The organism is Sulfuritalea sp. (assembly GCF_017302275.1).
In the GTDB taxonomy this organism is placed as follows: domain Bacteria; phylum Pseudomonadota; class Gammaproteobacteria; order Burkholderiales; family Rhodocyclaceae; genus Sulfuritalea.
Genome location: NZ_JAFLDR010000006.1, coordinates 1 through 13,165, shown reverse-complemented (window position 1 = coordinate 13,165; position 13,165 = coordinate 1). Strand labels below are relative to the sequence as shown.

General features: G+C 65.7%; 11 protein-coding genes and 2 pseudogenes. 7 read left to right on the top strand and 6 right to left on the bottom strand.

The features are described from left to right. Positions 1–20: 20 nt before the first annotated feature. Both J0M27_RS04585 and J0M27_RS04580 read left to right on the top strand, forming a co-directional pair. Entirely contained in the window at positions 21–1,025 is a 1,005-nt protein-coding gene (locus J0M27_RS04585) for a DUF3179 domain-containing protein (RefSeq protein ID WP_294987915.1), read from the top strand. 37 nt (positions 1,026–1,062) lie between these two features. Beyond that, entirely contained in the window at positions 1,063–2,148 is a 1,086-nt protein-coding gene (locus J0M27_RS04580) for a methyltransferase domain-containing protein (RefSeq protein ID WP_294987913.1), read from the top strand. A 288-nt stretch (positions 2,149–2,436) separates the two neighbouring features. Here the strand turns inward: J0M27_RS04580 and J0M27_RS04575 are convergent, their stop codons facing one another. Next, entirely contained in the window at positions 2,437–2,832 is a 396-nt protein-coding gene (locus tag J0M27_RS04575) for a hypothetical protein (protein ID WP_294987911.1), read from the bottom strand. Positions 2,833–3,142: 310 nt separating this feature from the next. Here J0M27_RS04575 and J0M27_RS04570 point away from each other — a divergent pair, with 310 nt between their 5' ends. The 4 genes from J0M27_RS04570 (at position 3,143) to J0M27_RS04555 (ending at position 6,725) form a co-directional block, all read left to right on the top strand. After that, a complete protein-coding gene (locus tag J0M27_RS04570; protein ID WP_294987909.1) occupies positions 3,143–4,696 on the top strand; it encodes an acyl-CoA carboxylase subunit beta in 1,554 nt (517 codons plus the stop codon). 24 nt (positions 4,697–4,720) lie between these two features. Beyond that, a complete protein-coding gene (locus J0M27_RS04565; RefSeq protein WP_294987907.1) occupies positions 4,721–5,035 on the top strand; it encodes a hypothetical protein in 315 nt (104 codons plus the stop codon). A 12-nt stretch (positions 5,036–5,047) separates the two neighbouring features. Continuing rightward, positions 5,048–5,437, top strand: a complete 390-nt coding sequence (locus tag J0M27_RS04560) for a biotin/lipoyl-containing protein (RefSeq protein ID WP_294987905.1) — start codon at positions 5,048–5,050, stop codon at positions 5,435–5,437. Positions 5,438–5,519: 82 nt separating this feature from the next. Continuing rightward, on the top strand, positions 5,520–6,725 hold the full coding sequence (locus J0M27_RS04555; protein WP_294987903.1) for a sodium ion-translocating decarboxylase subunit beta: 1,206 nt from the start codon (positions 5,520–5,522) through the stop codon (positions 6,723–6,725). Positions 6,726–6,868: 143 nt separating this feature from the next. Here the strand turns inward: J0M27_RS04555 and J0M27_RS04550 are convergent. Then, a pseudogene (locus J0M27_RS04550) lies at positions 6,869–7,044 on the bottom strand (transposase); the annotation flags it as partial. Between the two features lie 390 nt (positions 7,045–7,434). On the opposite strand from J0M27_RS04550, the gene J0M27_RS04545 reads away from it, so the two are divergent. Then, positions 7,435–8,310 (top strand): diguanylate cyclase, encoded by an 876-nt coding sequence (locus J0M27_RS04545; RefSeq protein WP_294987901.1) that lies wholly within the window; start codon positions 7,435–7,437, stop codon positions 8,308–8,310. Between the two features lie 346 nt (positions 8,311–8,656). Here J0M27_RS04545 and J0M27_RS04540 read toward each other — a convergent pair whose 3' ends face one another. The 4 genes and pseudogenes from J0M27_RS04540 to J0M27_RS04525 all read right to left on the bottom strand — a co-directional run. Then, on the bottom strand, positions 8,657–9,010 hold the full coding sequence (locus tag J0M27_RS04540) for an efflux RND transporter permease subunit (protein ID WP_365962161.1): 354 nt from the start codon (positions 9,008–9,010) through the stop codon (positions 8,657–8,659). A 7-nt stretch (positions 9,011–9,017) separates the two neighbouring features. Then, entirely contained in the window at positions 9,018–9,470 is a 453-nt protein-coding gene (locus J0M27_RS04535; RefSeq protein WP_294987899.1) for a hypothetical protein, read from the bottom strand. Between the two features lie 11 nt (positions 9,471–9,481). Continuing rightward, the gene (locus J0M27_RS04530; RefSeq protein WP_294987897.1) at positions 9,482–12,625 is read right to left on the bottom strand and encodes an efflux RND transporter permease subunit; all 3,144 of its coding nucleotides are present in this window, start codon (positions 12,623–12,625) and stop codon (positions 9,482–9,484) included. 179 nt (positions 12,626–12,804) lie between these two features. Further along, positions 12,805–13,165: pseudogene (locus J0M27_RS04525) on the bottom strand (HlyD family secretion protein); the annotation flags it as partial.

Below are 13,165 nucleotides of genomic sequence, written 5' to 3'. Positions count from 1 at the left end.
CCCGAGCGCGACCAAGAGGCATGCCAAGCCTGAACCCACCGCTGCCCGACAGATCCCCGATCGCCCGCCATGCGCTTTGGCTGCGGCGCGTGCTCGGCGGCCTGGTGCTGGTTGCCGCAATCTACTCGGCAGCCCCCGCCGCGCAGGAGATGAACGGCTTCGATCTGAAGGACTCGCTGATCCCCTGGCTGCAGATCAATTTCGGCGGACCGGAGAAGGACGGGATTCCCTCCATCGACAAGCCGGATTTCGTCATGGCCGGCTTTGCCGCCTTCCTGCGCAACGACGACGAGGTGCTGGGCCTGGTCAGGGGTAAGACGGCGCGCGCCTACCCGGTGCCCATCCTCAACTGGCATGAAGTGGTGAACGACCGCATCGGCAAGGATCCGGTAACGATCACCTTCTGCCCGCTATGCGGCACCGGGGTCGCCTTCGACGCACGCGTCGAAGGCCGCGAGCTGACCTTCGGCGTTTCCGGCCTGCTCTACAACAGCGACGTGCTGCTCTACGACCGTCAGACCAATTCCCTGTGGTCTCAAATACTTGGGCAGGCCATCAGCGGCCCCCTCAAGGGCAAGCGTCTGACCATGTTGCCGCTGACCCATACTTCCTGGGCCGACTGGCGCAAGGCGCAGCCGGCGACGCAGGTGCTGTCGACCAACACCGGCAATGTGCGCCCCTACCGGCGCAACCCCTACGACGGCTATGAAAAATCCGGGGAACTGATGTTCCCGGTGCAGTTTCGCGCCGCCGGCTTCCATCCCAAGGAACGGGTGCTGGGCATCCTCATCGACGGCCGCGCGAAGGCCTATCCCTTCGCCGAACTGGGCAAAACCGCGGGCGAAATCACCGACCGCATCGGTGATACTGTCGTGAGCATCCGCTACGACCACAAGGTCCGGCGCGCAACCGCCCACGGCAGCGACGGGACGCAACTGGCGACGATGGTCGGCTACTGGTTCGCCTGGTATGCCTTCCATCCCGCCACCGAGGTATACCGCGCCGGAACAGCACCGCGGCAGTAAAACAACCCACGGCAAACGCCATCGACAAGGAAACGACATGCACGAACTCGTCAAGGACTACTACGGCAAGCAGCTTGCCGGCACCGCCGACCTCAGGACCAGCGCCTGCTGCGACGCCTCCGCCGTGCCGGGCTGGCTCAAGCCCCTGCTGGCGCGCATCCACCCCGAGGTGCTGGAACGCTACTACGGCTGCGGCCTGGTGGCGCCGCCGCTGCTGGCCGGCTGCCGCGTGCTCGACCTCGGCAGCGGTTCCGGGCGCGACGTGTATGCGCTGGCGCAGCTCGCCGGCGCGCAGGGCGAAGTGGTCGGCGTGGACATGACCGACGAGCAGCTCGACGTGGCGGTCAAGCACCGCGCCTGGCATGCCGAGCGCTTCGGCTATGCCAACGTGCGCTTCCTGCACGGCTACATCGAGCGCCTCGACGAGCTCGACCTGGCGCCCGCCAGCTTCGACGTCATCGTCTCGAACTGCGTGGTGAACCTGTCGCCCGACAAGGAGGCGGTATTGCGCGGCGTGCAGCGCCTGCTCAAGCCCGGCGGCGAGTTCTATTTCTCCGACGTGTATGCCGACCGGCGCGTGCCGGAAGCCGTCAGGAACGACCCGGTGCTGTATGGCGAATGCCTGGGCGGCGCGCTGTACTGGAACGACTTCCTCGGCCTCGCGCGGCAGGCGGGCTTTGCCGATCCGCGCCTGGTGGAAGACCGGCCGCTGGCGGTCACCGATCCCGAACTGGCGCCGCGCACCGCCGGCGTGAACTTCCATTCCGCCACCTACCGCCTGTTCAAGCTCGACGGGCTGGAATCCGATTGCGAAGACTACGGCCAGGCCGTGGTGTATCGCGGCAGCATCGCGCAGCACGCGCAGGCCTTCGTCCTCGACAAGCACCATCGCATCGAAACGGGGCGCGTCTTCCCGGTCTGCGGCAACACCTTCCGCATGCTCAGGGAAAGCCGGCTGGCGCCGCACTTCGATTTCATCGGCGACTTCTCGCGCCACTACGGCCTGTTCGCGGGTTGCGGCAAGGCGCTGCCGTTTGGCACGAATGCGGTCGCCAATGCGGGCACGAACACCGCCGGCAGCGCGAGCAGCGGTGGCAGCGCCGAAAGCCGCGGCTGCTGCTAGTTCAGGGCCAGTTAGAAACCGATGGACGCAAGATTGGCCGTCGTCCCGGGCTTGGCCCGGGATCCAGAAGCTGGCGTCGCCTGGATTCCGGCTTTCGCCGGAATGGCCTGCCCCGGACCCGATGTGGGGACGAGCCGAACTACGTGGCAAATTGGGTCTTCTTTTGCGTGACAGACTATCGGCCGAGAGCGGTGGGCACGATTTAGCGCAGCATCGACGCCAGCGCGCCGTCTGAAAGGCAGCCGAGCTTGACGGTTCCGATTTCCCGGGCGGTGACCAGGACCGTGGTCAACGAGGACCATACCGTCCTTCAGGGAAAGTCGGCGCCCGCCAGAATTTCCTTCGGTCGCTGGCAACACGGCGCCTCCTGGCCCATGCGGCCGGCGTGGAATCGTCGCCGGGTGCAATCAGAGCTCGGCCCGGGCGGCTGCCCGGCGGTTGCGCCAGCGCACCCTCGCGATCCAGGGTGGCCGGCTCGTCGATCGCGCCGGCTTCACTAAACCAGGACTCTTCCTGATGGCATCCCCCTTCGCCGCCCGCGACCTTGCGGACGCCGCAGGTTCCGCTCTTGCAACTGCCGGGGGCGGCGATTTCCACGCCATCCTGCCCCATGCTTTTCAAAATGAAATAGATGGCGCCGACCGAGGCAATCAGCAAGGCGATGGCTACCAGCGCAACAAACATGATTCCGGCTCACAAACCTTGAGAGCGGCTACCATATCCGAGGCACGCATCGTCACGTGCCGATGCCGGCGCCAGGGCGGCTTGCCGTCGGGCGCCGCAGCACCGTGTTCCGGGAATACATGGTCGATGCGTCTGCACCGGCTTCAGCCTGTTCCCGGCACCCCGACCCCGATCGGCAGGCTTGCGGCTTGTTCCTGCAATACTGGCGTGCCGGCATGAAACTGTGGATACTACGCGGAGGCAATGCCGGCAAAAAGACCGGGGCCATGAACGGAAAAGCGTTTGCCTGTACCGTCTGGGAGGAGATCCGATGACGATTCGACCGGAGTTGATCCAGAAACTGCGCGACAAGCGCGCAAAGCTGACGGAACACGTCAGCAGGGAAAAGCTGGACGCCCTGCACGCCAAAGGACAACTGTCTGCCCGCGAGCGGATCGGCGAACTGGTACTGGAAGGCAGCTTCCAGGAGTTCGGCCTGCATGCGGCGCACAATGCCACCCATTTCGGCATGGCCGGGCGGGCCCTGCCCGCCGACGGCGTGATCGCCGGCACCGGCTACGTCGGCGACATGCAGGTGGCGGCGATCAGCCAGGATTTCAGCGTGGTCGCCGGCACCCTGGGCAAGATGCAGGCGAAGAAAATCGCACGCATCATGCAGCATGCATTGAAGATCGGCGTACCCGTGGTGGCGTTCAAGGATTCCGGGGGCGCGCGGATCCAGGAAGGCGTCGATGCACTCTCCGGTTACGGCGATGTGTTCTACGCCAATGTCCTGCTCTCCGGCGTCGTGCCGCAGATCGCGGTGATCTGCGGTCCCTGCGCCGGGGGCGCCGCCTATTCGCCGGCACTGATGGACTTCGTCATCATGACGCGGCACAACGCCCACATGTTCCTCACCGGGCCGGAAGTGATCAAGGCCGTCACCGGCCGCGCTACGACCATGGCCGAAGTCGGCGGCGCCGAGATGCATGCCACGGTGAGCGGCAATGCCCACTTCATCGCCGAGGACGACCGCCATGCCATCGCCGTGGTCAAGCAGCTGCTGTCCTATCTGCCGCCGAACAACACGGAGGACCCGCCGCACAACCTGGACCTGGACATCGAGGAACTGGCCGATCCCGGCATCAACGATTGCATCCCGGACAGCCCCTCCGAGCCGCTGGACATGCATGCGGTGATCCGCCGCCTGGTGGATGGCGGCGAACTGCTTGAAGTGCATGCCGGCTTCGCGCGCAACGTGATCGTCGGCTTCGCCCGCATCTGCGGCGTGGTGGTCGGCCTGGTGGCCAACCAGCCGATGGTCATGGCCGGCGCACTCGACCTCAATGCCGCCGACAAGGTCGCGCGCTTCGTGCGCACCTGCAATACCTTCAACATCCCGCTGGTAACCCTGGTCGATGTACCGGGCTTCCTGCCCGGCGTCGAGCAGGAGCGCGGCGGCATCATCCGCCACGGCGCCAAGATGCTGTCTGCCTATGGTTCCTGCACCACGCCGAAAATCACCGTGATCCTGCGCAAGGCCTACGGCGGCTCGTATCTCGCGATGTGCAGCCAGGAACTCGGTGCCGACATGGTCTTCGCCTGGCCGACGGCCGAGATCGCCGTGATGGGCGCCGAAGCGGCGGTGCGAATCCTCTACCGCAAGGAACTCGAAAAGGCCGAGGATCGCGAAGCCAAGGCCGCCGAACTGGCCCAGGAATACCGGGACGAGTTCGCTTCGCCCTATGTCTCGGCCAGCAATTTCTACGTCACGGACGTCATCGAACCGCAGGACACGCGCTGGATGGTTGCGCTGGCCCTGCGCAAGACCCTCGACAAGCGGGAACTCAGGCCGGCCAAGAAGCACGGCAACATCCCGCTGTAGCCGAAGACGAAAGGAAGCCGCCCCATGCTGACCGCCGCCCTCATCAAGTCCCTCCAGGTCTTCGGCATCGCCATCGTGATTTCGGCAATCGTCGCCATGCTGATCAAGGCCATGGTCTGGTGCACCGCCCGCCTGGAAAAGGCGAAACCGGTCGAGGTGCCGCTGGGCGAGGTTTGCCCGATCGGCCCCGGCGTCCCCGAGGATGATGTCGCCGCGCTGTCGGCCGCGATCTTCGCCATGATCGGGCCGCACCACGTACTGCACATCGCGAAAACCGGCAATCGCTGGGCGAGCGGCGCGCGCACCGCCCAGCATTCCCACAGACCCGGCCCCCGCTAGAGGAGGAATGACATGCCCAGACATTTCAAGGTTACGGTGAATGGCCGTGAATACGACGTCTCCGTGCTGGAGTTAGCCCCCGGCGAAGCGGTGCCGCCTCCGGTTGCGGCCCTCGGCGTCGCCGGCATGGCCACCGCTCCCGTCGCGCCAACGCCAGCCGCGACGACCGCCACCGCCACACCGGGCGCGGCGGGTGACGTCGTCGCCGGAATGGGGGGCGTGGTCGTCGAAGTGCATGTCAGTGTCGGGCAGACCGTTGGCCCCGGCGATCGCTTGCTGGTGCTCGAGGCGATGAAGATGAAATCCCCGGTGGTCGCCACGCACGCCGGCAAGGTTACCCGCGTACTGGTTTCGCCCAGGGATGCGGTCGAAGGCGGGCAGGTACTGGTGACGATCGCGTGAGCGCCATGGATCCGTTCAAGCCAGCTGACGCGGGCGGCACGCCGCGGCGTGGAGGCGGTGCCGGAGCGCCGGACTGAGCCGCATGGACGGCATCAACTTCCTCGATCTGTTCCAGGGCATCGCCACCCTGGCGGCCTCCGAGCCGAAGATCATGTTCGGGCGCATATTCCTGATGCTGCTGGGCTTCGTCCTGATCTACCTTGGCTCGCGCAACATCCTCGAACCGCTGCTGATGGTTCCGATGGGCTTGGGCATGTCCTCGGTCAATGCCGGCGTGATGTTCCTCGAAGGCAACAAGGCCGGTACCCTGTTTGTCGACCCCCTGCTTTCGGACCCGGTTGGACTGGTGAACGTGCTGCAGATCAACTGGCTGCAGCCGATCTATACGCTGACCTTCAGCAACGGCCTGATCGCCTGCCTGGTGTTCATGGGCATCGGCGTCCTGCTTGATGTCGGCTATGTCATGGCGCGTCCCTTCCAAAGCATCTTCATTGCGCTCTGCGCCGAACTGGGAACCATCGTCGTCTTCCCGATCGCCATCGGCCTCGGACTCACCGAGCGCGAAGCGGCCTCGGTCGCCACGATCGGCGGCGCCGACGGGCCGATGGTGCTGTTCACCTCGCTGATCCTGGCCAAGCACCTGTTCGTGCCGATCACCGTGGTCGGCTACCTTTACCTCGGCCTCACCTACGGCGCCTATCCCTACCTGATCAAGTGGCTGGTGCCGAAGCACATCCGCGGCATCGACATGAGCGCCGACCGCGGACCGAAAATCAGCCGTGCGCAGAAACTGACCTTCGCCGTGGTCGCCTGTACCCTGCTCTGCCTGCTGTTCCCGGTCGCCGCGCCCTTGTTCTTCTCACTCTTCCTCGGCGTGGCGGTGCGCGAAAGCGGCCTCGACAATTTCAAGAAGCTGCTCGAGGACACCTTCCTCTACGGCGCAACATTCTTCCTCGGGCTGACGCTGGGAATACTCTGCGAGGCCAGCACCCTGCTCGAACCGACGGTGCTCAAGCTGTTGCTGCTGGGCATGCTGGCACTGCTGATCTCCGCCCTCGGCGGGCTTCTCGGGGGCTACGCCCTGTACTTCCTGAGCGGCGGCAAGTACAACCCCGTCATCGGCATCGCCGGTGTCAGTTGCGTGCCGACCACCGCCAAGATCGTGCAGAAAATCGCCTCCGAGGCCAATCCGGGAGCGATCGTCCTGCCACAGGCGCTGGGTGCCAACATCAGTGGCGTCATTACTTCGGCCATCATCGCTGCGACATTCATTTCGCTGCTGCGTTAATTCGCGCCGGGTGCCCGGCGGCGAAAGGCAGCCGAGGATTCCGGCGGTCCCGCGCCAAAGCCTGGGCAGCGGCCAGATGGCAGCGATCACCAGCAGCCGCAAGGCCAGGAACCTATGGCAACTCGCGCGCATGCCGAAAAATCGAGTTGGGTTTCCTTGATCCGGTTCTCGGCGTCGCTGCGCTGGCAGTACAGCTTGTCCCAGAAATCCTCGGCCGGCCGGTCGAGTTTGGTCACGATGAAGTGCGGATTGGTGCCCTGGCGCCAAACTCAATGCGGGTGAGCAGGCGCCGCTCCCGATCCCAGCTCTTGGCGGCGTAAAAGGAATGACGAAGCGAAAGCAGCGGATCCATCTTGCCGTCGAGGCAGGTCGGAAGTTACTCCAAGGCAATGGGCGGCGACGCCGCCGGACACCCGGGGGATATCACCATCGGCTTGACTCCTCGATTGCCAGGAGGCGCACCCTCCCAAGCAGGTGTGGCATTTGTTGATTGCCCGCAAATCGCCTAGCATGCATGGATGCAGAACCGGCTCAGGAGGGTGGCCCCATTCCTGAATACCAATAATCGCGATGCCGTGCCTGGGAGGGCTATGGAATGACAGAGACAAGGATCCCGTCGGAGAAGCTTGCAGCGCAGCTATCGGCGGCTTCGATTTTCAGGGATGTAGATCTTGCGGCGATCGCAGCCGAACTTGGCGAAAGCCGCACCATGAGCGTCGACGTTGGAAACGTGTTGCTTGATCCGAAGCAGATCAATGCCGACATATTCGTTGTGCTCGGCGGTGAGTTGCTGGTTTGCCTCGAACCCCGCGTGGTCAATCCGCTGGTGCGCCTGGCCGTTGGGGATTGTGTCGGCGAGCTATCCATTATCGACACCAGCCCACCGTCCGCCTACGTCGTGGCAGCGGTTGAAACCGAACTGCTGGCAATCCCAAAGCCGGTATTTTGGCAAATGCTGACGCTGCAGCCCGCCATGGCACTCAACCTCCTGCATGTGCTTACCCGGCGGATTCGAGAAAACAACGTCGTCCTGCTTGGTAGCCTGGAGCTGCAGCGCGAGTACCGCAACAAGGCGGAGACCGATGCACTGACGGGACTGCAAAACCGCGCCTGGTTCGAGGATGTATTCCCCAAACAACTGGAATTGTGCGAACGCACGGGCCAGAATGCCTCGCTTCTGATGGTAGACATCGATCACTTCAAGGCAGTTAACGACCAGTACGGACACCAGAGCGGCGACGAGGCCTTGCGCCACATTGGCATGATGCTGCGGCGAAGCCTGCGCGCAACCGACCTGTGCGCCCGCTATGGCGGGGAGGAAATGATTGTCCTCATGCCCGGGACCGAAATTGCCCAGGCCAGGCTGGTCGCCGATCGACTGCGCGAGAACATTGCCGCGACATCCCTGGTGCTGCAAGACGGGCGCACGTTGACGCTCAAGGTCTCCGGCGGATTGTCGCAATGGCAGGCGGGATGTCGCCTGGTCGATCTGATCCATGCCGCCGATCAAGCCCTTTACCGCGCCAAGGAAGGTGGGCGCAACCAGATCGCGATGAGCTATCTGCCAGCGGTACTGGGCAGATAGGCCGCTACGGCCCGCGTCCGTGTCTGAAGTCGAAGGAACGCAGCCGCCCTGGCTGGCGGTCGAATCAGTCCGATACTTCGGCCGCATTGACTTCACTACCGGTCTGCGGGTATCAGGTATCAGGCCAAACTAGACCTGCTGTTAGGGAGAGGCGTCTCGGCCAATCGTGGGCATGCCGGGTCAAAATCGGCGCGCCACATGAGCCGGACTCTTCCCAGTTGATTCATGGTGATCATCTCCTTTTGGTCCTGTTCAACAAATGAGCAGGGAAGGTAAATCACCCTGGGCTATTTTGAACGCGCACCACCTCATGAAACTGGGTAGTTTTGGGCGCGCGTCAATACTGTCAAGCTTTTGCGTCGAACCGCCACCTCTTGACGATCGCATAGATCGCCGTAGTCACCATCAAGGTCGGCATGGTCGACGAAATCATGCCGCCGACCATGGGCGCGGCGATGCGGCTCATCACTTCCGAACCGGTGACGGTGCTCCACATGATCGGCAGCAGGCCGGCCATGATCGCCACCGCGGTCATCAGCTTGGGCCGCAAACGCTCCGCGGCGCCTTCCATCACTGCGACATACAAGTCGGCGCCCCACGGGAACTTCCTGTGGTCGCTGGCGACACGGCGATTTTCGACCTTGCGATATGCCCGAACCTCATCCCAGGTGTGGTCGAGTTGGATCAGGACGCCGATCATCCATCCCTCAGTGCTTGTGCCCGGCGTGCGGATCCGGCGCCGCCTTGGCGAAGGGCGTGAAGCGCGCCTGCTCGACCTTGCCGTCGGGCAGGGTCACCGCCACCACGGCCTTGAGGTCCGCCGCCGAGGCGTAGCGCGCCGTGCCCTTGAGGCGATTGTCGCCGTCGGGCTGCAGTTCGACGCTGGCCTTCTGCCCGCCGCCGAGCATCGTCACCGTGGCCTTCATACCCTTGCTCGCCACCTTGCCATCGGCATGATCGGTGACGAAGACAATGACCGGGTTGTCCTTCGCTTCCTTGCTGTCCCTGGCCAGCAGGAGTTCAAAGTGATAGACGCCGGCCATGCGCACCTGGCCGCCGTTGGGCGACTTCATCGTGTCCAGGGTCGCGTCGTCGTGGGCCCAGGCCGGCAGCGCGGCGGCGGCGAAGATTGCGGCAAACAGCGCCAGTCTTGGTTTCATGCGTGTCTCCTTCAGTAAGTGGTTGACGAGGCGTCCTGCAACAGGCGTTCCAGCGGTTTCTGACCCCAGAGCCAGAACATCACCGGGGTCAGCAGGGTATCGAGCAGGGTGGAGCTGACCAGGCCGCCGAAGATGACCACGGCCACCGGGTGCAGCACTTCCTTGCCCGGGGCGTCGGCGGCCAGCAGCAGCGGCACCAGGGCGAAAGCCGCCACCAGCGCCGTCATCAGCACCGGGGTCAGGCGCTCGAGCGAGCCGCGCACGATCATCTGCCGGCCGAAGGTCTCGCCCTCGAAGGCGCACAGGTTGATGTAGTGGCTGATCTTGAGGATGCCGTTGCGCGTGGCGATGCCGGTCAGGGTGATGAAGCCGACCAGGGCGGCGACCGACAGCGGCTGGCCCGATAGCCACAGCGCGACGACGCTGCCGACCAGGGCCAGCGGAATGTTGCCCATGATGATGGCGGCCAGCACCGCCGAGCGGTAGCGCGAATACAGCACCAGGAAGATCAGCGCCAGCGAGACCAGGGCCAGGCCGGCGATCAGGCGCGCCGCTTCCTCCTGCGCCTGGAACTGGCCTTCGAGCGCGGTGAAGTAGCCCTGCGGCATGGGTTGCGCGGCGAGCACGGCGCGGATGTCGGCGACGATGCGGCTCAGGTCGGAGCCGTCGGTATTGGCGCTGACGACGATGCGGCGGCGCGCGTTCTCGCGTCCGATCTGGTTCGGCCCGCTGCCGTCCTCGATGCGCGCCAGCCGCGCCAGCGGCACGTGGCCGGTAGGTGTTTCCACCAGCAGGTTCTCCAGCCCGCTGCCGGCGCGGGCCGCCTCGGGCAGGCGCAGCACCAGGTTGAAGCGGCGGCTGCCGTCGATCACGTGGCCCACCGCCTCGCCCTGCAGCATACGCTCGAGTTCGGCGACCAGCACCCCGGCGGCGATGCCGTGGCGCGAGGTCTGCTCGTGGTCGACGTGGATCTTGAACTGCGGGATCAGCACCTGCTTTTCGATCTGTAGGTCGGTGATGCCGGGCACACTTGCCAGCCGCTCGCGCATGGCGGCGGCCTGGGCGCGCAGGGTGTCGAGGTCGTCGCCGTAGATCTTCAGCGCGATCTGGGCGCGCACGCCGGAAAGCAGGTGGTCGAGGCGGTGCGAGATCGGCTGGCCGATGCTGACCGCCGCCGGCAGCACCGCCAGCCGGGTGCGGATGTCGGCGATCACCGCGTCGCGGCCGCGCGTCGAGCCCTTGAGATCGACGTCCAGCTCGCCGTAATGCACGCCTTCGGCATGCTCGTCGAGTTCGGCGCGGCCGGTGCGGCGACCGACCTGGGTCACCTCCGGCACGGTCAGGATCAGGCGCTCGGCCTCGGCGCCGATGCGGTTGGATTCGGCCAGCGCGGTGCCGGGATTCAGCAGCACATTGACGGTCAGCGTGCCTTCGTTGAAGGGCGGAAGGAAGGCGCGCGGAAACAGCGGCACGCTCGCCGCCGCGACCAGCACGGCGATGGCGGCGACCGCCAGCAGCGGCCGCGCGCGGTCGAAGGACCAGTGCAGCAGCCCTTCGTCGCGGCGCTTGAGCCAGGCCACCAGCCGGCTGTCGCCGTGCTCGATGCGCTTCATCTTCGGCAGCAGCCAGTAGCAGAGCACCGGCGTCAGGGTCATCGCCACCAGCATGCTGGCGAGGATGGACACGATGTAGGCGATGCCCAGCGGCGTGAACAGGCGGCCTTCGATGCCGGGCAGGGCGAACAGCGGGATGAACACCAGCACCACGATCAGCGTCGCATACACCACACCCGAGCGCACTTCCCTGGAGGCGGCGGCAATCACCTCCAGCACCGGCCGCGGCGAGGCGGCGACGCGGTTTTCGCGCAGGCGACGGAGGACGTTCTCGACATCGACCACGGCGTCGTCCACCAGCTCGCCGATGGCGATGGCGAGTCCGCCGAGAGTCATGGTATTGATCGACAGGCCGAGGTAGTTGAACACCAGCGCGGCGATCAGCAGCGAGAGCGGGATGGCGGTGAGCGAGATCAGCGTGGTGCGAAAGTTGGCAAGGAAGATGAAGAGGACCACGGCCACCATCACCGCACCGTCGCGCAACGCCTCGATGACGTTGTTCACCGAGCGTTCGATGAACTCGGCCTGGCGGAACAGGAAGCGCGGCGCGGCAACCCCGGCCGGCAGGGTGCGCGCCAGCTCGGCCAGCGCGCGCTCGACTTCGCGCGTCAGCTTCACGGTGTCGGTGCCGGGCTGCTTCTGCACGGAGAGGATCACCGCCGGCTTGCCGGCGTAACCGGCGTCGCCGCGCTTGACGGCCGCGGCGAAGCCGGCCTCGGCGACCTGGCGCAGCAGCACCGGCTGGCCGTTCTTGACCGCCACCGGCAGGCGCGCCAGGTCGTCGAGGCGCGTGCTCTGGCCGAGGTTGCGGATCAGGTACTCGCGCCCGCCGGCGTCGACAAAGCCGCCCGCGGTGTTGTGGCTGAAGTCGCGGATCGCGTCCTTCAGGCGGTCGAGCGTGATGCCGAGCGCCATCAGCTTCGCCGGATCGGGGGTGACGCGGTACTGCCGCAGTTCGCCGCCGATCGGTATCACCTGGGCGATGCCGGGCACGGTCAGCAGGCGCGGCCGCATCACCCAGTCGGCATACTCGCGCGCCGCCATCGCCGCCGAGCCGGACTGCTCCGCGCCGCGACCGGTCGCGGCCGCCGCCGCATCGCCCTGCAGCGGAATTGCGATCAGCGCGATCTCGCCCATGATCGAGGAAATCGGCCCCATTTGCGGCGCGATGCCGGGCGGCAATTGCTCGCGCACCAGGTTGAGGCGCTCGGCGATCTGCTGGCGATTGCGGTAGATGTCGCTGCCCCAGTCGAACTCGACATAGACCACCGAGAGGCCGATGCCGGAAACCGAGCGCACGCGCGTCACGCCGGGCATGCCGTTCATCGCCGCCTCGACCGGGAAGCTGACCAGCTGCTCGACCTCCTCGGGCGCCATGCCGCCGGCCTCGGTCATCAGGGTCACGGTGGGCTTGTTGAGGTCGGGGAAGACATCGACCGGAGTCCGCAAGGCGGCGATGCCGCCATAGGCGAGCAGCAGCAGCGACGCGGCGAACACCAGCAGCCGGTTGCGCAGGCTGAAATCGATGACCGAGTTGAACATGGTGAACCCTTACGTCGAAACCAGGGATCGGGTCGCTGGTGACGTCGAGCGAAGCGAGCCGTTTGGTAACCCCCCGCGAGGGGGGCGAAGGGGGGCGGGCCGAGTTTGCTCGCCCATGACATGACAGGAGTGTGGGCGTTTCATGATTCGAGAAGAGCTTTCGGAGTCATGGGCGTTGCCTAGCGGATCTGCGACAACGCCATCGCGCCGTCGGTCACCACGCGTTCGGTGCCGACCAGGCCCTCCGCCACCAGCATGCGGCCAGCATCGAGCGGGGCCGTGCGCACGCGGCGGGCGACGAAGCGTTCGGCCGACTCATGCACCCAGACCACGGTCTCGTTGGCGGCGTTGCGCACCACGGCGGCGGCGGGCACCGCCACGCCGGCCTGGCGCGCGCGCGTGGCGGCCAGCACCTTGAGTGTCTGGCCGACGACGACCGGGACTTCCTGCGCCGCGCCTTTTGCGGCGCCGATGCGGAACAGCACCGGCAGGGCCTGCTCGCGCAGGCTGCGGCCGGCGCCGACAAAGACCAGCGACAGG

Coding starts and splice junctions, on each gene's coding strand:
- J0M27_RS04585 (WP_294987915.1), top strand. CDS start 21: ATGCCAAGCCTGAACCCACCGCTGCCCGACAGATCCCCGATCGCCCGC.
- J0M27_RS04580 (WP_294987913.1), top strand. CDS start 1,063: ATGCACGAACTCGTCAAGGACTACTACGGCAAGCAGCTTGCCGGCACC.
- J0M27_RS04575 (WP_294987911.1), bottom strand. CDS start 2,832: ATGTTTGTTGCGCTGGTAGCCATCGCCTTGCTGATTGCCTCGGTCGGC.
- J0M27_RS04570 (WP_294987909.1), top strand. CDS start 3,143: ATGACGATTCGACCGGAGTTGATCCAGAAACTGCGCGACAAGCGCGCA.
- J0M27_RS04565 (WP_294987907.1), top strand. CDS start 4,721: ATGCTGACCGCCGCCCTCATCAAGTCCCTCCAGGTCTTCGGCATCGCC.
- J0M27_RS04560 (WP_294987905.1), top strand. CDS start 5,048: ATGCCCAGACATTTCAAGGTTACGGTGAATGGCCGTGAATACGACGTC.
- J0M27_RS04555 (WP_294987903.1), top strand. CDS start 5,520: ATGGACGGCATCAACTTCCTCGATCTGTTCCAGGGCATCGCCACCCTG.
- J0M27_RS04545 (WP_294987901.1), top strand. CDS start 7,435: ATGAGCGTCGACGTTGGAAACGTGTTGCTTGATCCGAAGCAGATCAAT.
- J0M27_RS04540 (WP_365962161.1), bottom strand. CDS start 9,010: ATGATCGGCGTCCTGATCCAACTCGACCACACCTGGGATGAGGTTCGG.
- J0M27_RS04535 (WP_294987899.1), bottom strand. CDS start 9,470: ATGAAACCAAGACTGGCGCTGTTTGCCGCAATCTTCGCCGCCGCCGCG.
- J0M27_RS04530 (WP_294987897.1), bottom strand. CDS start 12,625: ATGTTCAACTCGGTCATCGATTTCAGCCTGCGCAACCGGCTGCTGGTG.